This window comes from Pseudomonas sp. I3-I5, assembly GCF_022699445.1.
In the GTDB taxonomy this organism is placed as follows: domain Bacteria; phylum Pseudomonadota; class Gammaproteobacteria; order Pseudomonadales; family Pseudomonadaceae; genus Aquipseudomonas; species Aquipseudomonas fulva.
In genome coordinates this window covers 4,367,704-4,385,994 of record NZ_CP093940.1, presented here as the reverse complement: position 1 = coordinate 4,385,994, position 18,291 = coordinate 4,367,704, and the positions used below count along the sequence as shown (strand labels likewise).

General features: G+C 62.7%; 15 protein-coding genes. 12 read left to right on the top strand and 3 right to left on the bottom strand.

Annotated features, from left to right (window positions below; genetic code table 11):
• The first annotated feature begins 3 nt into the window (after positions 1–3).
• The 11 genes from pilM to MOP87_RS19590 all read left to right on the top strand — a co-directional run bounded on the left by pilM (position 4) and on the right by MOP87_RS19590 (position 15,024).
• On the top strand, positions 4–885 hold the full coding sequence (gene pilM, locus MOP87_RS19640; protein ID WP_110606386.1) for a pilus assembly protein PilM: 882 nt from the start codon (positions 4–6) through the stop codon (positions 883–885).
• Positions 882–1,418, top strand: a complete 537-nt coding sequence (locus MOP87_RS19635; protein ID WP_110606387.1) for a PilN domain-containing protein — start codon at positions 882–884, stop codon at positions 1,416–1,418. The genes pilM and MOP87_RS19635 overlap by 4 nt, the downstream gene beginning before the upstream one ends.
• Positions 1,415–2,431 carry a pilus assembly protein PilP gene (locus MOP87_RS19630; protein WP_088522832.1) on the top strand — a complete coding sequence of 339 codons (1,017 nt, stop codon included), beginning with the start codon at positions 1,415–1,417 and terminating at the stop codon, positions 2,429–2,431. Before MOP87_RS19635 ends, MOP87_RS19630 begins: the two co-directional genes overlap by 4 nt.
• Positions 2,355–3,620 (top strand): secretin N-terminal domain-containing protein, encoded by a 1,266-nt coding sequence (locus MOP87_RS19625; protein ID WP_042138980.1) that lies wholly within the window; start codon positions 2,355–2,357, stop codon positions 3,618–3,620. The genes MOP87_RS19630 and MOP87_RS19625 overlap by 77 nt, the downstream gene beginning before the upstream one ends.
• Before the next feature lie 4 nt (positions 3,621–3,624).
• Positions 3,625–4,143, top strand: a complete 519-nt coding sequence (aroK, locus tag MOP87_RS19620; protein WP_027913510.1) for a shikimate kinase AroK — start codon at positions 3,625–3,627, stop codon at positions 4,141–4,143.
• A gap of 99 nt (positions 4,144–4,242) precedes the next feature.
• Entirely contained in the window at positions 4,243–5,340 is a 1,098-nt protein-coding gene (gene aroB, locus MOP87_RS19615) for a 3-dehydroquinate synthase (RefSeq protein WP_110606388.1), read from the top strand.
• Between the two features lie 15 nt (positions 5,341–5,355).
• Positions 5,356–6,945: an AAA family ATPase gene (locus MOP87_RS19610; protein WP_242809909.1), complete on the top strand. Its 1,590-nt coding sequence runs from the start codon at positions 5,356–5,358 to the stop codon at positions 6,943–6,945.
• 372 nt (positions 6,946–7,317) lie between these two features.
• A complete protein-coding gene (gltB, locus tag MOP87_RS19605) occupies positions 7,318–11,763 on the top strand; it encodes a glutamate synthase large subunit (protein WP_242809908.1) in 4,446 nt (1,481 codons plus the stop codon).
• Positions 11,764–11,884: 121 nt separating this feature from the next.
• Positions 11,885–13,303, top strand: coding sequence for an FAD-dependent oxidoreductase (locus tag MOP87_RS19600; protein WP_027913514.1), 1,419 nt, complete (start codon positions 11,885–11,887; stop codon positions 13,301–13,303).
• Positions 13,304–13,478: 175 nt separating this feature from the next.
• On the top strand, positions 13,479–14,543 hold the full coding sequence (hemE, locus tag MOP87_RS19595) for a uroporphyrinogen decarboxylase (protein ID WP_111475144.1): 1,065 nt from the start codon (positions 13,479–13,481) through the stop codon (positions 14,541–14,543).
• Positions 14,544–14,673: 130 nt separating this feature from the next.
• Positions 14,674–15,024: a NirD/YgiW/YdeI family stress tolerance protein gene (locus MOP87_RS19590; protein ID WP_023532560.1), complete on the top strand. Its 351-nt coding sequence runs from the start codon at positions 14,674–14,676 to the stop codon at positions 15,022–15,024.
• 73 nt (positions 15,025–15,097) lie between these two features.
• Here the strand turns inward: MOP87_RS19590 and MOP87_RS19585 are convergent, their stop codons facing one another.
• On the bottom strand, positions 15,098–16,348 hold the full coding sequence (locus tag MOP87_RS19585; protein ID WP_028686679.1) for an MFS transporter: 1,251 nt from the start codon (positions 16,346–16,348) through the stop codon (positions 15,098–15,100).
• A 108-nt stretch (positions 16,349–16,456) separates the two neighbouring features.
• On the opposite strand from MOP87_RS19585, the gene MOP87_RS19580 reads away from it, so the two are divergent.
• A complete protein-coding gene (locus MOP87_RS19580) occupies positions 16,457–17,350 on the top strand; it encodes a LysR family transcriptional regulator (RefSeq protein WP_027913517.1) in 894 nt (297 codons plus the stop codon).
• A gap of 27 nt (positions 17,351–17,377) precedes the next feature.
• On the opposite strand, the gene MOP87_RS19575 is transcribed toward MOP87_RS19580, so the two are convergent.
• The gene (locus MOP87_RS19575) at positions 17,378–17,824 is read right to left on the bottom strand and encodes a hypothetical protein (protein ID WP_027913518.1); all 447 of its coding nucleotides are present in this window, start codon (positions 17,822–17,824) and stop codon (positions 17,378–17,380) included.
• 15 nt (positions 17,825–17,839) lie between these two features.
• The gene (locus tag MOP87_RS19570; protein ID WP_027913519.1) at positions 17,840–18,271 is read right to left on the bottom strand and encodes a hypothetical protein; all 432 of its coding nucleotides are present in this window, start codon (positions 18,269–18,271) and stop codon (positions 17,840–17,842) included.
• Positions 18,272–18,291 lie beyond the last annotated feature (20 nt).

Genomic DNA, 18,291 nt, shown 5'->3' with positions numbered 1-18,291 from the left:
GCGATGCTTGGACGCTTCAGCAAGGATGCCGGTTCATTTACAGGGATTGAAATCGTCGAGAATGCGGTGCGGGTGGTTCAGTTGCGCAAGCGCAAGCGGCGCTTTGAGGTGCTGTGCCAGGCACAGGAACCCTATCAGCAGCCAGCCGACACCACCTGGATGGTTCAGCCAGCACATGCTGCAGCGGCGCTGCGCCGTGCCTTCGAGCGTCACGGTGTATGCCCGCATCGAGTGGCCATGGCGTTGGCAGCCGACCAGGTGATTTGCAAGCCGTGCCGCGTGCCGCGTCAGGCGTGCGAGGAGCAGATCGAAGCGCAGTTGCTCGCCGAAGCCGAGCGGCTACTGCCTTTTGCGCTGGATGACCTGGCCATGGATTTCCATGTGCTGGGTCCCTGCTCTGATGAGCCGAACAGTGTCGACGTGATGGTGGCGGCTTGCCGGCAGAGCACGCTGGCACTGGTGCAATCGGTGGCGAGGCACGCGGGGCTGCAACTGGAAGCCGTCGAGGTCGATACGATTGCCCTTACCCGGCTGTTACCACCTGCCTGTTCGGATCAATCCGCCGTGTTGCGGATCGATCTGCAAAACATCGCCCTGCATCGCTGGCAGCGCCAAGGCGTCTGCCAACGATGGGCGTGGACGTCGACTGAACCCATGTTGTCGGGTGAGCTGCCAGAGCAGGTCGTCTTGGCGCTCGTGTCGCAGGGCCTGCCGGCGGACCTGTGGGTGTCCAGCGGCGCCTGCATGACCCCTCGGCAGCTGCACGCGATGAGCGAACGGCTCAACGTGCGTTGCCGGCCGTTACCCTCACCCGGCGGGCTCGAGTGTCTCGGTGGTCCCATGCTGCTTGCCAGCACGCTGGCGGCAGGTGGGTTACGGGCATGATCAGGTTCAACCTGCTTCCTTGGCGCGAGCGGCAGCGGCAAGCGGCCATTCGGCGCTTTCGCAACCAGCTGTTGGCAAGCGCCTTGGCGGCCCTGTGCGCCGTGACGATGGTCGATCAGCTGGCGCGTCAACGGGCCCAGTTGCAGACGACCGATAACAGGCAGCGTGCGGCGGCATTGGCGGCCCTGAATGAGCCGACAGCGTCGAGGGCGCAGCTGCAGGACCAGTACGCCACGTCGTCGAGTCAGCTTGCCCGGTTTGAGACGCTGCGCGCTGAACAGCGCATCCTGGAGGGGCTGTTCACGGACCTTGAGCGCGCCCTGCCGACCACTGTGCAGTTGTTGGGCCTGCAACTCGAAGCCAGCCACCTGCAGATTACGGGCCTCGCTCCCTCTGGCGCCGTGATCGCCCAGTTCATGCGGGACCTGGGTCGCTCTGGCATGTTGATCGACCTGCAACTCAAGCAGATCAAAAGCCTGCCCCGTGCCGATCAGTTCCTGCTGACGGCACGCGTCGCTGCGTCCTGGTCATGAAACTGCAGGCGCACTTGGATCGAGCGGCGCTGCTCGGGCAGTCCGTGCGGGCCAAGCGCATGGCGCCAGTGCTGCTGGCCGTTTGCCTGTTCGCCTTGGGCTGCGCGATACGCCTGCCCGCAGCGCTGCAGCAAATGGACCAGGAGCAGGCCAAGTCCCAGGCACTGGATGAGCAGCAATCGGCTTTGAATGGAGAACGCGCAACGCTCGACAGCCTGCGCGCCTCGGTGGCAGGGGCTGAGCAACGCCTGCAGGTGGCCCTGTGGAACATGGCCGCCGGCCAGGACATGAGCGACCTGGTGGACCACATCTCGGCGTTGGGCCGTGCCCACGGCTTGCTCATCGAGCTGCTGCGGGTGCAAGAGGCGCAACCCCATGGTGAGTACCAACAGGTGCCGCTGGAGCTGCGGGTCAAAGGCGAGTATGCCGGCGTGCGGCAATGGTTATTGGAGTGGCTTGGCCAAGCTCGGCTGCTGCGCACTGGCGACATGAGCCTGGAGCCTGTCGCCGGGCAGCCTGGCATGGTGCAGCTACGGCTGCAGGTCGATGCCTTTCAGGCAACTGTCCCGACGCTGCAACCACAGACATTGGCCCAGCTGCCGGCAAGCGTGCCCGCGGCGGCACCACAGGTCGATCCGTTCAGGCCGCAGCAGGACCGGCTGCCTGATCGCGGGCTGGCAAGCGTGCCGCTGTCCCAGGTGCGCATGGTTGGCAGCCTGTCACGGGCACAGGCTAACGAAGCGCTGTTAATGGCGGCCGGTAAGGTTCATCGGGTGCGGCTGGGCGACCGGGTCGGGCGCGATCAAGGGGTCGTTACGCATATCGATTCGGTTCAAGTGGAAATCCGCGAACACTGGTTCATGGACGGTGCATGGCACGAGCGCGTTGCGTTTATCTCTATGGCAACACCTGTGGGCAAGGAGGCCCTGGTCCTGGATGAGCAAGACATGGAAATGGCTATTGGCAACCCTGCTGCTGCCGTTGACGGCAATGGCGGCCCCTTACCAGGGTGAGCGGCTGTCACTGAATTTTCAGGATGTCGAGGTACGCGCCGTGCTGCAGGTGCTTGCCGATCATGCCGGCATCAACCTGGTCGCCAGCGACGACGTACAAGGGAGCGTCACCTTGCGACTGGAAGATGTGCCTTGGGATCAAGCGATCGACCTGGTATTGCGCAGCAAGGGCCTGGGTCGACGCCACGAAGGCAACGTGCTGCTGATCGCACCGCTTTCTACCCTGAGCGCGCAGTCGTTCGAGGGCACCTCGAACCCACTCGACACGCAATCACAACCCATGCGTCGGGAACTGATGCGTATCCACTACGCCAAGGCCGCCGATTTGTCCGAGCTGTTACTGGCGAGCCTGTCTGAGGACGGCATTCTTGCCGGCAGGGGCAGCCTGGGCGTGGATGAGCGCACCAACACGCTGGTGGTCCACCAGCCGGCGAATCGACTCGCCGAGATTCGGCAACTGATCGCCCAATTGGATGTGCCCGTGCGTCAGGTAGCGATCGAGGCCCGTATCGTGGAGGCCAACGTCGACTACCAGAAAGGCCTGGGGGTGAGATGGGGCGGCGACCTGTACAGCGCCGCACCGAGAGCGGGCAAGGACCTGTTCGTTGACCTGGGCGTCGAGCGGGGCGGCAGCAGCCTTGGCGTTGGTCTGTTGCGCGGCGACGTGCTCCTTGACCTTGAGCTCAGTGCCATGGAAAAGAGCGGTGAGGGCGAGATCATCTCCCAGCCCAAGGTAGTGACCGCCGACAAGGAGACGGCGCGGATACTCAAAGGTACCGAGGTGCCTTACCAGCAGTCCAACAAGAATGGCGCGACAACCGTGTCGTTTCGCGAAGCCTCGCTTTCACTGGAGGTGACGCCGCAGATCACGCCGGATGACAGTGTCGTCATGACCGTGAGAGTGACCAAGGACGAACCTGACTACGTCAATGCCCTCAATGACGTCCCGCCCATTCGCAAGAACGAGGTCAATGCCAAGGTCAGGGTCGAGAACGGGCAGACTATCGTGATCGGTGGCGTCTACTCCACCACGCAAAACAATGTAGTGGACAAGGTGCCATTTTTTGGCGATCTGCCGTATGTTGGACGGCTGTTTCGACGCGATGTACTACAAGAGAAAAAATCCGAGCTGCTGGTCTTCCTGACTCCGCGTATCATGAGTGACCAGACGATTGCTGTGAGTCGTTGATTCTGTGCGAAATTTGATACTTGTGGGGCCCATGGGTGCTGGTAAAAGCACCATCGGGCGCCTATTGGCCAAAGAGCTGCGCCTGCCATTCAGGGATTCCGACAAGGAAATCGAACTGAGGTGCGGTGCCAACATTCCGTGGATCTTCGACAAGGAAGGCGAACCGGGTTTCCGTGACCGCGAGCAGGCCATGATTGCCGAATTGTGCAGCCTTGATGGCGTGGTCGTTGCCACCGGTGGCGGGGCGGTCATGCGCGAGGCCAATCGCCGCGCGCTGCACCAGGGCGGGCGGGTGATCTACCTGCATGCCTCGGTCGAGCAGCAGGTCGGCCGCACCGCTCGGGATCGCAACCGGCCATTGCTGCGTACCGCCAACCCGGAGGCGACCCTGCGCGCCTTGCTCGAAACCCGAGACCCGCTCTACCGTGAAATTGCCGACCTGGTGGTGCAAACCGACGAGCGGCCACCGCGAATGGTGGTGATCGACATTCTCGAGCGCCTGCAGCAGTTGCCGCCCCGTTAACCCGGGACTATTCTCGGCCTCCTGCGCCGAGGCGAGGCTCAACGATACCGCGTGGCTTGCCTGCCAAAGGCGCCGTGCACCAGCTCATTGTGGGGATACATGCAGACACTGAAGGTCGACCTGGGCGAGCGCAGCTACCCGATCTACATTGGCGAAGGCCTGCTGGACCAGCCTGAGTGGCTGACGCCGCATATCGCTGGCCGTCAGGTTGCCATCGTTTCCAACGAGACCGTGGCGCCGCTCTATCTGGAGCGCCTGAGCAAGACTCTGGGGGCTTACAGCGTACTGCCGGTGGTCCTGCCCGACGGTGAGGCCCACAAGAACTGGGAAACGTTGCAGCTGATCTTCGATGGCCTGCTGACGGCCCGCCACGATCGGCGCACCACCGTTGTAGCGCTCGGTGGTGGCGTGATCGGCGACATGGCCGGTTTTGCTGCGGCGTGCTATCAGCGCGGTGTGGATTTCATCCAGGTACCCACCACCCTGCTGTCGCAGGTGGATTCGTCGGTCGGCGGCAAGACCGGCATCAATCACCCACTGGGCAAGAACATGGTCGGGGCGTTCTACCAGCCCAACGCCGTGGTGATCGACACCACGACCCTCGGGACCCTGCCAGCGCGTGAGCTGTCTGCCGGGTTGGCCGAAGTCATCAAGTACGGTTTGATCTGTGACAAGCCTTTCATGGCCTGGCTCGAAGAAAATATGCCGGCGCTGCGCAGCCTCGACGCCGTCGCGTTGACCGAAGCCATCCGCCGCTCGTGCGCGGCGAAGGCAGCCGTCGTGGGGGCTGACGAGCGCGAGTCGGGTGTTCGCGCCACGCTCAACCTTGGCCATACCTTCGGCCATGCCATCGAAACCCATATGGGCTATGGCGTCTGGCTACATGGCGAAGCCGTGGCAGCAGGTACGGCCATGGCGCTGGAAATGTCCATGCGTCTGGGCTGGATCACGCAGGCCGAACGCGACCGCGGCATTGGCTTGCTGCTGGAGGCAGGCTTGCCGGTGGTGCCCCCGCAGGAAATGACCCCAGCGCATTTCATGGAACACATGGCGGTCGACAAGAAGGTGCTGGACGGCCGTCTGCGCCTGGTGCTGTTGCGCCAGCTAGGCGAGGCCGTGGTCACCGACGACTATCCCTATGAGATTCTCCAGGCCACGCTGTCGGCGGATTACCGCGCGATCGTGGCCCAGCTTTGAGGTTGTGACAGCGCAATGACCAGTTTGCACGCCGATGAGGCCTTTCTCGACCATTACCAACTGAGCCATGACCCGTTCGCACCGCGCGTACCGGGCTTCAAGTTCTTTCCCGCCCAGCGCAAGCCGGTTCTGGCGCAGCTGCACCACCTGGCTCGCTACAGCCACCTGATGCTGGTGGTCACCGGGCCTCTGGGCAGCGGCAAGACCTTGCTGCGCCAGGCGCTGGCGGCCAGCACCAACAAGCAGTCGGTGCAGAGCGTCGTGGTTTCGGCCCGCAGTGCCGGCGATGCTGCCAGTATCCTCGGCCAGATTGCGCAGTACCTGGATGTGGCCGAGCCGCAGGTCCAGAGCATCCTGTCCAAGATGGTGCAACTGGCCCTGACTGGCCAGGAAGTGTATCTGCTGGTGGACGATGCGGAACAACTGGACGAGTCGGCACTCCAAGCGTTGCTGGAATTGGCGGCAGGCGTTCCCGAAGGGCGTCCGCATGTATTCCTGTTCGGTGAGCCATCGCTGATCGCAGGGCTCGATGAGTTGAATATCGAGGAAGAACGCTTCCACATCATCGAACTTGCGCCGTACAGCGAGGAGGAAACCCGCGAGTATCTCGAACAGCGCCTGGTGGGTGCCGGCCGGGGTATCGAGGTGTTCAGCCGGGAGCAGATCGCCGATATCCATGAAAATGCCGATGGGTGGCCTGGCACTATCAACCAGGTTGCCCGTGACACTCTGATCGAAGCCATGATCGCCAGCCGCTCGACGGCAAAGCGACCAGCCATGGGGTTCAAGATGCCTAAAAAACACGTACTCGCGCTATCCGCCGTGGTCGTCGTCGCCGTGGCCGCGGCGGTGTTGATGCCCCGCAAGGGCGACAAGGCCCCTGAAGATGCACCCGCAGCCCAGGCCCAGTTGCCCCTTGGCGACGGCAATTCCAGCGCGGCAATCGAGTTCTCCGGCTCGTCCCAGCCCAAGCCCCTGCCGCTGGGCGGGCAGTCGCAACCGGTCATGCGTGAACCGTTGGCCCAGGCAGCAGGCATGGGCGAGGGCGAAGAAGGCAGCCCGGCGGGTGATACCGCGTTGCAACCGGGCAACCCGCCACCCACGGTAACCACCATCGCACCGCCACAGGGCGTGTCTGCTGGCCCAGCGCCGGCGCCTGCCCAGCCGGTGACCTCCACGCCCAAGCCGGTCACGCAACAGCCCAAGCAAACCACGCCGGCCAAGCCTGAGCCTGCACCTACCCAGGTGGCGGTGGCCAAGCCCGCGCCCAAGGTCGCCGAGAAAGCTGCTGAAAAACCAGCGTCAGGTGACAGCGGCAACAGCAGCTGGTACACCGGTCAGAAGCCGGGCAACTACGTGGTGCAGATTCTGGGGACCAGCTCCGAAGCATCCGCCCAGGCCTTCGTGAAAGCCCAAGGTGGCGACTATCGCTACTTCCGCAAGTCCCTGCAGGGCAAACCGCTTTACGTGGTCACTTACGGTAACTTCGCCAACCGCGATGCAGCTGTGGCTGCCATCAAGAACTTGCCAGCGAAGGTCCAGGCTGGTAAACCTTGGCCACGTACCGTCGCCAGCGTCCAACAAGAGCTGGCTTCGGCCCGCTGATACCTTCCGGGCAGCACCACCCCGCTGCCCTGTAGCCAAGCGAATTCTGGTTTTCGTCTAGCCTGCTGCGCCTGAGCGCGGCAGGCTTTTCTGTCCCGGGCTGCCGGCCACAAGCCGCCCATGCAGTCCTGGCTGAATCGCTTCAGAGTCCAGCGAAGTTGCCACATGGTTGGCGGCATCAATACATTCAAAAATGCGACATAAATTTTCAATGGTGAGACATGAAAATTTGTGAGTGTCGCTGTCGCTGTGCAACAATGGTTTTCCATGGCCACCGCAAAAAAGCTGGCGTTTGATCGGCGTGGATGGTAAGTGGTTGTTAAAAAAAGAGATTTGCCTCCGTTGAGGGGTGAACCTGGTGAGAATGTGTCTATGAAAACAGGTCTGTACCATCCCGAAGAATTCAAGGACAACTGTGGTTTCGGCCTGATCGCCCATATGACGGGCGAGCCCAGCCACCACCTTCTGCAAACCGCCATGCAGGCATTGACCTGTATGACGCACCGCGGCGGTATCAACGCCGACGGCAAGACCGGCGACGGTTGCGGGCTGTTGATGCAGAAGCCCGATCAGTTCCTGCGTGCCATGGCCCAGGAACATTTTGCCGTCGAACTGCCCAGGCAGTACGCCGTCGGCATGGTGTTCTTCAACCAGGATCCGATAAAGGCAGAAGCGGCCCGCGCCAACATGGACCGTGAAATCCGCGCGGCCGGCCTGCAACTGGTGGGCTGGCGCAAGGTGCCGATCGACACCAGCGTGCTGGGTCGCCTAGCCCTGGAACGCTTGCCGCAAATCGAGCAGGTGTTCATCGGCGGCGACGGCCTGAGCGACCAGGAATTGACCATCAAGCTGTTCAGCGCCCGCCGCCGTTCGTCGGTAGCCAATGCCCATGACGCCGACCACTACATTTGCAGCTTCTCGCACAAGACCATCATCTACAAAGGCTTGATGATGCCGCGGGACCTGGCTGCGTTTTACCCGGACCTGAGCGACGAGCGCCTGCAAACCGCGATTTGCGTGTTCCACCAGCGCTTCTCCACCAACACCCTGCCGAAGTGGCCGCTGGCGCAGCCCTTCCGCTTCCTTGCCCATAACGGCGAAATCAATACCATCACAGGTAACCGCAACTGGGCCATGGCCCGGCGTACCAAGTTCGCCAATGACCAGATCCCCGATCTCGAGGAGCTCGGCCCGCTGGTCAACCGCGTCGGCTCAGACTCGTCGAGCATGGACAACATGCTCGAACTGATGGTGACCGGCGGTATCGATCTGTTCCGTGGCGTGCGCATGCTGGTGCCGCCAGCCTGGCAGAACGTCGAAACCATGGATGCCGACCTGCGCGCCTTCTATGAATACAACTCCATGCACATGGAACCCTGGGACGGCCCGGCCGGCATCGTGATGACCGAAGGTCGCCACGCAGTGTGCCTGCTCGATCGCAATGGGCTGCGTCCGGCGCGTTGGGTCACCACCACCAACGGCTACATCACCATTGCCTCGGAAATCGGGGTGTGGGGCTATCAGCCCGATGAAGTACTGGCCAAAGGCCGCGTCGGACCCGGGCAGATCCTGGCGGTGGACACCGAAACCGGACAGATCCTCGACACCGATGCCATCGATGACCGTCTCAAGTCCCGCCACCCGTACAAGCGCTGGCTGCGTCAGCACGCCACGCGGATTCAGGCGACCCTGACCGACGACCAGGGTGTGGCCAGCTACGACGCTGACCAGCTCAAGCAGTACATGAAGATGTTCCAGGTCACTTTCGAGGAGCGTGACCAAGTGCTGCGCCCCTTGGGAGAACAGGGCCAGGAAGCGGTCGGTTCGATGGGGGACGACACGCCGATGGCCGTGCTGTCGCAGCGCGTGCGCTCGCCATACGATTTCTTCCGCCAGCAGTTCGCCCAGGTCACCAACCCGCCGATCGACCCGCTGCGCGAAGCGATCGTGATGTCGCTTGAGATCTGCCTGGGCGCCGAGCGCAACATTTTCCAGGAGTCGCCGGAGCATGCCTCGCGCGTCATCCTGAGCTCGCCCGTCATCTCGCCGGCCAAGTGGCGCTCGCTGATGAACCTGGAGCGTGACGGCTTCGAGCGCCAGCTGATCGACCTGAACTACGAAGAGGCCGTTGGGCTGGAAGCGGCTATCCGCAACATCGCCGACCAGGCAGAAGAAGCCGTGCGCGCGGGCAAGACGCAACTGGTACTCAGCGACCGCCACATCGCCCCTGGCAAGCTGCCGGTGCATGCTTCGCTGGCCGTAGGTGCAGTGCATCACCGCTTGACCGAGCAAGGCCTGCGTTGCGACAGCAACATCCTGGTGGAAACCGCCACCGCCCGTGACCCGCACCACTTCGCCGTGCTGCTGGGCTTCGGGGCTTCGGCGGTGTACCCGTACCTGGCCTATGAAGTGCTGGCCGACCTGATCCGCACTGGCGAAGTGCTGGGCGATCTGGACGAGGTGTTCAAGTACTACCGCAAGGGCATCTCCAAAGGCCTGCTCAAGATCCTGTCGAAGATGGGCATCTCCACGGTCGCCTCCTACCGGGGCGCTCAGTTGTTCGAAGCCATCGGTCTTGCCGAGGAAGTGGTCGGGCTGAGCTTCAAGGGTGTGTCGAGCCGTATCAAGGGTGCGCGCTTCGTCGATCTGGAAAGTGACCAGAAGCTGTTGGCTGCCGAGGCCTGGAGCGTACGCAAGCCGATTCAGCAAGGTGGCTTGCTGAAGTTCGTCCATGGTGGCGAATACCACGCCTACAACCCCGACGTGGTCAACACCCTGCAGGCCGCCGTGCAGCAGGGCGACTTCGCCAAGTTCAAGGAATACACCACGCTGGTCGATCAGCGCCCGGTGTCGATGATCCGCGACCTGTTGAAGGTCAAAGTGGCTGACCAGCCGTTGCCGCTGGAGCAGATCGAACCGCTCGACGCCATCCTCAAGCGCTTCGACTCTGCCGGTATCTCGCTGGGTGCGCTGTCTCCAGAAGCTCACGAAGCCTTGGCCGAGGCGATGAACCGCCTGGGCGCGCGCTCCAACTCCGGCGAAGGCGGAGAAGACCCGGCGCGCTATGGCACCCTCAAGAGTTCCAAGATCAAGCAGGTGGCAACCGGCCGCTTTGGCGTGACCCCTGAATACCTGGTCAATGCCGAAGTCTTGCAGATCAAGGTGGCCCAGGGCGCCAAGCCCGGCGAGGGCGGTCAGCTGCCCGGCGGCAAGGTCAACGGCCTGATCGCCAAGCTGCGCTACGCCGTACCGGGCGTGACGCTGATCTCGCCTCCACCGCACCACGACATCTACTCGATCGAAGACTTGGCGCAGCTGATCTATGACCTCAAGCAGGTCAATCCGCAGGCGCTGGTTTCGGTCAAGCTGGTGGCCGAGGCGGGTGTCGGTACCATCGCCGCTGGCGTGGCCAAGGCCTATGCCGACCTCATCACCATCTCGGGCTACGACGGCGGCACGGGTGCGTCGCCACTGACCTCGATCAAGTATGCGGGCGCGCCATGGGAACTGGGCCTGGCCGAGACTCATCAGACCCTGCGTGGCAACGATTTACGCGGCAAGGTGCGGGTGCAGACCGACGGCGGCCTGAAAACCGGCCTGGACGTCATCAAGGCGGCCATCCTGGGGGCCGAGAGCTTCGGCTTCGGCACCGCGCCAATGATCGCGCTGGGTTGCAAATACCTGCGTATCTGTCACCTGAACAACTGCGCAACCGGCGTGGCTACCCAGAACGACAAGCTGCGCAAGGATCACTACATCGGCACGGTCGACATGGTCGTCAACTTCTTTACCTTCGTTGCCGAGGAAACCCGTGAGTGGCTGGCAAGGCTAGGCGTACGCAGCCTTGGGGAGCTGATCGGGCGCACCGACCTGCTCGAAGTGCTGCCGGGCGACACCGAGCGTCAGCACCACCTGGACCTGACCCCGCTGTTGGGCAGCTCGCACATTGCGGCCGACAAGCCGCAGTTCTGTGAGGTGGACAGGAACCCGCCTTTCGACAAGGGCGAGCTTGCCGAGAAGATGGTCGAAATGGCCATGCCGGCGGTGCGTGACCAGGCCGGTGGCGAGTTCGCGCTCGACATCTGCAACTGCGACCGTTCCATCGGTGCGCGTGTGTCCGGTGAGATCGCGCGGTTGTACGGCAACCAGGGCATGGCCGGTACGCCGATCACGTTCCGTTTCAAAGGCACCGCAGGCCAGAGCTTCGGCGTCTGGAACGCCGGTGGCCTGAACCTGTACCTCGAGGGTGATGCCAACGACTACGTCGGCAAAGGCATGACTGGTGGCAAGGTCACCATAGTGCCGCCGGCCGGCAGCCCGTTCGAAACCCAGCACAGCGCAATCGTCGGCAACACCTGCCTGTACGGCGCCACCGGTGGCAGGCTGTTCGCTGCCGGTACGGCGGGCGAGCGCTTCGCTGTTCGCAACTCTGGTGCCCACGCCGTGGTAGAGGGCACTGGTGATCACTGCTGTGAGTACATGACCGGCGGCTTCGTCTGCGTCCTGGGCAAGACCGGTTACAACTTCGGCTCTGGCATGACGGGCGGCTTCGCCTACGTGCTCGACATGGACAACAGCTTCGTCGACAAGCTCAACCACGAACTGGTGGAAATCCAGCGCATCAGTGGTGAAGCGATGGAGGCTTACCGCAGCCACCTGGCGCGGGTTCTTGCCGAGTATGTGGATGAAACCGGCAGCGAGTGGGGGCGCGAGCTCTCCGAAAACCTGGACGACTACGTACGACGTTTCTGGTTGGTCAAGCCCAAGGCCGCCAACCTCAAGCAACTGCTGTCCAGCACCCGCGCCAACCCGCAGTAAACAGCTGCACGTGACCAACCCTGGGCGCTCGACCGGAGCAGCCCAGGGTTTGCCCGGCTCAAGTGATCGTCTTGCGGCTTGCAGCGTGTAGCGTGCGGCTGCTGTTAAGAGGTTTTGAAAAATGGCTGAACGTCTGAACAACGACTTCCAGTTCATCGAAGTGGGCCGCAAGGACCCGAAGAAAAAATTGCTGCGCCAGCGCAAGAAAGAGTTCGTGGAAATCTACGAACCCTTCAAGCCGCAGCAGTCCGTTGAACAGGCGCACCGTTGCCTGGGCTGCGGTAACCCGTATTGCGAGTGGAAGTGCCCTGTGCACAACTTCATCCCCAACTGGTTGAAGCTGGTGTCCGAGGGCAACATCCTGGCGGCCGCCGAGCTGTCGCACCAGACCAACACCTTGCCCGAAGTCTGTGGGCGCGTATGCCCACAGGACCGTCTGTGTGAAGGCGCCTGCACCCTGAACGACGGTTTCGGCGCCGTGACCATCGGCTCGGTGGAGAAGTACATCACCGACACGGCCTTCGCCATGGGCTGGCGCCCGGACATGTCCAAGGTCAAGCCTACCGGCAAGCGCGTGGCCATCATCGGTGCCGGCCCGGCTGGTCTGGGCTGCGCAGACGTGCTGGTGCGCGCTGGCGTGACGCCCGTGGTGTTCGACAAGAATCCTGAAATCGGCGGCTTGCTGACCTTCGGTATCCCTGAGTTCAAGCTCGAAAAGAGCGTGCTCAGCAATCGCCGCGAAGTCTTCACCGGCATGGGTATCGAGTTCCGCCTCAACACTGACGTGGGCACGGACGTGACCATGGAACAGTTGCTGGCCGAGTACGACGCGGTCTTCATGGGTATGGGTACCTATACCTACATGAAAGGCGGCTTCCCTGGCGAAGACCTGCCAGGGGTGCACGATGCCCTCGATTTCCTGATCGCCAACGTCAACCGCAACCTGGGCTTCGAGAAGTCGCCTGAAGATTTCGTCGACATGAAGGGCAAGAAAGTCGTGGTCCTGGGCGGTGGCGACACGGCCATGGACTGCAACCGTACCTCGATTCGCCAGGGTGCCCAGACGGTGACCTGTGCCTACCGCCGCGACGAAGCCAACATGCCGGGTTCGCGCAAGGAAGTGAAGAACGCCAAGGAAGAAGGGGTGAAGTTCCTCTACAACCGCCAGCCCATCGCCATCGTTGGCGAGGACAAGGTGGAGGGCGTGAAGGTGGTCGAGACCCGTCTGGGCGAGCCTGATGCGCGCGGGCGCCGCAGCCCGGAGCCAATCCCGGGTTCTGAAGAGATCCTGCCGGCCGATGCGGTGGTGATCGCGTTCGGCTTCCGCCCCAGCCCCGCCTCCTGGTTCGAGCAGCACGATATCCAGCTCGACAGCCAGGGCCGTGTCGTGGCGCCGGAGAAGAGCAGGTTCAAGCATCAGACCAGCAACCCGAAAGTGTTCGCCGGTGGCGACATGGTGCGCGGGTCGGACCTGGTCGTGACCGCGATTTTCGAAGGGCGTACCGCTGCAGAAGGCATTCTGGACTACCTGGAAGTCTAAGCGCCCTGGCAGGTAAGGTGGGGTCGCTGGGCGGCCTCATTTGCCTGGGGCAGACGCCCGGGCTTGCCCGGGAATGCTTGACCTGAAGCACGCAAAAAACAAAACGCATGGCCCCGACCGTGCCTTTTGTGTCGGTGTCTGAGAAAATGCCCCCACTATTTTTCCGGATGCCGACATGACTGCCCTGAAGAACGACCGTTTCCTGCGTGCTCTGCTCAAGCAACCCGTTGACGTCACCCCGGTATGGATGATGCGCCAGGCCGGCCGCTATCTTCCGGAGTACCGCGCCAGCCGCGCCAAGGCCGGCGACTTCATGAGCCTGTGCAAGAACCCGCAGTTCGCCTGCGAAGTGACCCTGCAGCCGCTGGATCGTTACCCGCTGGATGCGGCGATCCTGTTCTCGGACATCCTCACCATCCCGGACGCCATGGGCCTGGGCCTGTATTTCGAAACCGGTGAAGGTCCGCGTTTCCGGAAGGTGGTCAGCACCCCGGCCGACATCGAGGCGCTGCCTGTTCCCGACGCGCAGAAAGACCTGGGCTATGTGATGGACGCGGTCAGTACCATCCGCCGCGAACTCAATGGCCGCGTGCCGCTGATCGGCTTCTCCGGCAGCCCCTGGACCCTGGCCACCTACATGGTCGAAGGCGGCTCCTCCAAGGATTTCCGCAAGACCAAGGCCATGGCCTACGACAACCCACAGGCACTGCACCTGTTGCTGGACAAACTGGCGCAGTCGGTAACCACGTACCTCAATGGGCAGATCCTGGCCGGTGCCCAGGCCGTGCAGATCTTCGATACCTGGGGCGGCAACCTGTCGTCGGCGGCCTATCAGGAGTTCTCCCTGGCCTATATGCGCAAAATCGTGAGCGGCCTGATTCGCGAACATGACGGGCGCAAAGTCCCCGTCATCCTGTTCACCAAGAACGGCGGCCTGTGGCTGGAAAGCATTGCCGATGCCGGGGCCGATGCCCTGGGGCTGGACTGGACCTGCGACATCGGCGATGCCCGTCGCCGGGTAGGTGACAAGGTCGCCTTGCAGGGCAATATGGACCCGACCGTCCTGTATGCCCGGCCGCAGGCCATTCGTGCGGAAGTGGCGCGCATCCTGGCCAGCTACGGCCATGGCAGCGGCCATGTGTTCAACCTGGGCCACGGCATCACGCCGGAGGTCGACCCTGAAAACGCGGGCGCCTTCATCAATGCCGTGCACGAGCTGTCGGCGCAGTATCACCAGTGAACCGGTTGTGACAGCGCATTACGCTGCATGGCCCGACTGGGGCTGAATGCAGCGAGGCTGTCGCATTAAGTTTCAATTCAGCGGTGCTCGCTAGGCTGGTCCTACTCCAACACAGATAGGACCCGCCCCCATGAAAGCACGCTATCTTGCCCTGATCCTTGCCCCCCTGTTCAGCACCGCTGCATTGGCTTCAGGTGGCTACACCGGCCCTGGCGCGCAGTCGATTTCCACCGTGGCCGCTGCCAGCGAGGCCGCAGACGATACCCCGGTGGTCTTGCAGGGCTACGTAACCCGCAAGCTCGACAACGATGACAAATACGAATTCAAGGACAGCACCGGCACCATCACGGTCGAGATCGATGACGAGGATCTGCCAGCCACGCCATTCAATGACAAGACCAAGGTCAAGCTCACTGGTGAAGTCGAGAAACACTTGATGAGCCGCGAGGTGGACGTGGACCGTGTCGAGATCATCAACTGATCCAGCACTCCTGTCGCAGGCAGGCCGGTTCTTGGCGAGTCCACCGCGCCGTGAACCGGCCTGCCCCCAGCCTTCAGGCGGCCTTTGGCGCCAAGGTGCTCAGGCGCAACGCCACCATCAGGGCCACCGCCAGCAAGCTCCCAATGAACAGGCCAATACCATTCCAGCCCCAATGATGCCAGAACACCCCGCCCGCCGTGCCCGCCACGCTTGAACCGGCGTAATAGCAGAACAGATACAGCGAAGAGGCCTGGCCCTTGGCTTTCAGCGCCCGGCGCCCGATCCAGCTGCTGGCCACCGAGTGAGCCCCGAAGAAGCCGAAGGTGAAGACGAGCATGCCCAGGATGATCAGTGACAGCGGCTGGGTCAGGGTCATGAGCAAGCCGCCGCCCATGACCACGATGCTGGCCCAGAACACCTTGCGCCGCCCCAGCCTGTCAGCCAGTGCGCCCACCTGGGCCGAACTGTAGATGCCGGACAGGTAGACGACCGACAGCAAACCCACCAGGGCTTGGTTCATGTGATAAGGCTCGGCCAGCAAGCGGTAGCCGATGTAGTTGAACAGGGTGACGAAGGCGCCCATGAGCAGGAAGGCTTCGAGAAACAGCCAGGGCAAGCCGGCGTCCTTGAAGTGCATGAGGAACCCGTTGACCAGCGTGCGTGGGTTCAGGGTCTGGGGCTGGAAGTTGCGCGACTCGGGCAATGCCTTCCAGAACACGATCGCCGCCAGCAGCGCCAGGCTTCCCAAGGTGAGCAGTGCCGCGTGCCAGCTGACGAAATCGATCAGCACGCCAGTGATCAGGCGTCCGCACATGCCGCCGATGGCATTGCCGCCGATGTACAGGCCCATGGCCAGGCCGATGTGCTGTGGGTGGATTTCTTCACTGAGGTAGGTCATGGCCACCGCCGCCAGCCCGCTCAACGACAACCCGACCAGTGCCCGGGTTGCCAGGACCAGCTCCCAGGTCGGCATCACCGCGCTGGCTATCGTGGACAAGGCCGCGCAGCCCAGCGCCGCCACCATTACCGGCTTGCGGCCGATGCGGTCGGAAATCGGGCCTGTGACCAGCAGACCGAGCGCCAGCATGCCGGTCGAAACCGAAAGCACCAGGCTGCTCTGTGCAGCGTTGATGCCGAACTCCTTCGACAGCAAGGGCATCATCGGTTGGACGCAGTAGAGCAGGGCAAAGGTAGCGAAGCCGCCGCTGAACAGCGCCAGCACCGTTCTCATGAAGGCCGGCGTGCCTTTTTCGATCCAGGCGTCGTTCGAGGTCATGGGCTCGGGTTCGGGTTTGGTCGCTACAAGGGCTACAGCGGTTTTCACAGGCAAGTACCTCAGAGGCAGTGAAAAAATCATATAGCTGGCTAATAATTAGGTCCAATATATTGTTCGACCTAATTAAGACGTTTCACGACCTATGAGGGGTGGGTGATGGAGCTGCGCCATTTACGCTATTTCGTCGCGGTTGCCGAAGAATTGCACTTCGGCCGGGCGGCTCAGCACCTGGGCATTTCGCAGCCGCCGCTTAGCCAGCAGATTCTGGCGCTCGAGCAAGAACTCGGGGCGCGGCTGTTCGAGCGGACCAACCGCCGTGTCGAGCTCAGCGAGGCCGGGCGACTGTTTCTGGAAGAGGCTCGCCAGGTGCTGGCGCAGGTCGAAAAGGCCGCCGATGTCGCCCGGCGCGCACAGTTGGGCGAACTGGGTGAGATGAAGATCGGCTTCACCTCCTCGGCACCGTTCACATCGAAAATTCCCAAGGCGATTCATGCATTCCGGCAGCGCTTTCCTGCCGTGCACCTGAACCTCATGGAAATGAGCAGCCGCGAAGTGGCGCAGGGCGTATTCGACGAGTCCATCGAAGTGGGGCTAATGCGGCCCATGCCGCTGGCAGACGGCCTGGTGGCGACCGAGCTGTTTCGTGAGCCCTTGGTGGCAGTGATCAACGCCTCTCATGCGCTGGCCAACGGCGCCGAACAGGGTGTGCACCTGGCAGCGTTGGCCCACGAGCCCTTCGTGTTCTTTCCGCGTAGCTACGGCAGTGGTTTGTACGCGCAGTTACTGGAGCTGGCGCGCCAGGCGGGTTTCAGTCCCCACTTTGCGCAGGAGGCAGGGGAGGCCATGACCATCATCGGCCTGGTGTCGGCGGGGCTTGGGGTGTCGGTGCTGCCGGCGTCCTATCAGCGCATGCGCATTGAGGGCGTGGTGTATCGCACCTTGCTGGACGAGCAGGCCACCTCGGCGGTCTGGCTGGTACAGCGCCAGTCCCGCAGGTCAGCGATGGCTCAGGCGTTTGCCGAGCTGCTCACCGGGCAGGTTCAGGGGTGAAACCTGACCGTTGAGCAGAGCGGATCATCAGTTGACGCGGGCCAGGTCACCCTTGAGCGCAACACCGGCAATCACTGCACCGGCGTGGCATTCGTAAGTGGAAGCGTCCTTGCGTTCGTTGCGCTTGTAGTAGCTGGCGATGTTCGTCACCGCATTGGCGTTGGCCTTGCGGGCAGCGTCCTGCAAGGTCAGCAACGCGGACTGCAGGGCCCACTCGCAGGCAGCCTCGTCACTCTTGTTGAAGGCGTTGGTTTTCTTGTTGGTGACCGAGTTGGGGCTGATCACGGTGACCTTGCCGCGCGGCTTTACGCCGGCCAGGTAGAATTTGACCGAGCCATCGAGCTTCTTCTCGGCAAGCATCTGCTGCACCACCTTTTCGAACGGCAGGTACAACGCCGTGTCGCGGGCCTGGCTCAGGCCGGGCAGGGCAGCCAGCAGCAGGGCGGTAGCGGCGGTCAGGGTTTTCAAGCGCATCGGGTTCTTCCTTGGTCAGTGGTTGGATGAGGCGTTGCTGCGTTGCAGAAGCTGATCGGCGGACAGTGCGTTGAGCTGGCGCACGATGCTGCGGTCCAGGTTGTAGACCCAGCGGTTGTAGTTACGGTGGATCTTGCCGCCGTCATACCCCAGTTCGCGGCTGTCGCGATAATCGATGCGGAACTGGCTGGCGCTGTAGTGGATGTCCACGGCGGCGTAGAAGGTATTGCGCACGGTGATGTCAGCCTGAATGACCGAAGCGCCGACCGACCGGGCCGTCCAGCCACGCTCGACGATGGCCTTGAGGATCGCCTGCTGGACCTGCTGCTGGGTGTAAGGGGTGGCAGCAGCCAATTGTTCCGAGGGGTTGAGCACCGGTTTGGAGGTACAGCCGGCAATGCCGGCCAGTACCAGCCCTAGTGCAGCGGCGCGTAGCAGTGAGGACATTCCTTGCGCTCCTATCGAGG

Excerpts from the sequence above, each read along its gene's own strand:
- pilM (WP_110606386.1), top strand. The coding sequence starts at position 4 with ATGCTTGGACGCTTCAGCAAGGATGCCGGTTCATTTACAGGGATTGAA.
- MOP87_RS19635 (WP_110606387.1), top strand. The coding sequence starts at position 882 with ATGATCAGGTTCAACCTGCTTCCTTGGCGCGAGCGGCAGCGGCAAGCG.
- MOP87_RS19630 (WP_088522832.1), top strand. The coding sequence starts at position 1,415 with ATGAAACTGCAGGCGCACTTGGATCGAGCGGCGCTGCTCGGGCAGTCC.
- MOP87_RS19625 (WP_042138980.1), top strand. The coding sequence starts at position 2,355 with ATGAGCAAGACATGGAAATGGCTATTGGCAACCCTGCTGCTGCCGTTG.
- aroB (WP_110606388.1), top strand. The coding sequence starts at position 4,243 with ATGCAGACACTGAAGGTCGACCTGGGCGAGCGCAGCTACCCGATCTAC.
- MOP87_RS19610 (WP_242809909.1), top strand. The coding sequence starts at position 5,356 with ATGACCAGTTTGCACGCCGATGAGGCCTTTCTCGACCATTACCAACTG.
- gltB (WP_242809908.1), top strand. The coding sequence starts at position 7,318 with ATGAAAACAGGTCTGTACCATCCCGAAGAATTCAAGGACAACTGTGGT.
- MOP87_RS19600 (WP_027913514.1), top strand. The coding sequence starts at position 11,885 with ATGGCTGAACGTCTGAACAACGACTTCCAGTTCATCGAAGTGGGCCGC.
- hemE (WP_111475144.1), top strand. The coding sequence starts at position 13,479 with ATGACTGCCCTGAAGAACGACCGTTTCCTGCGTGCTCTGCTCAAGCAA.
- MOP87_RS19590 (WP_023532560.1), top strand. The coding sequence starts at position 14,674 with ATGAAAGCACGCTATCTTGCCCTGATCCTTGCCCCCCTGTTCAGCACC.
- MOP87_RS19580 (WP_027913517.1), top strand. The coding sequence starts at position 16,457 with ATGGAGCTGCGCCATTTACGCTATTTCGTCGCGGTTGCCGAAGAATTG.
- MOP87_RS19575 (WP_027913518.1), bottom strand. The coding sequence starts at position 17,824 with ATGCGCTTGAAAACCCTGACCGCCGCTACCGCCCTGCTGCTGGCTGCC.
- MOP87_RS19570 (WP_027913519.1), bottom strand. The coding sequence starts at position 18,271 with ATGTCCTCACTGCTACGCGCCGCTGCACTAGGGCTGGTACTGGCCGGC.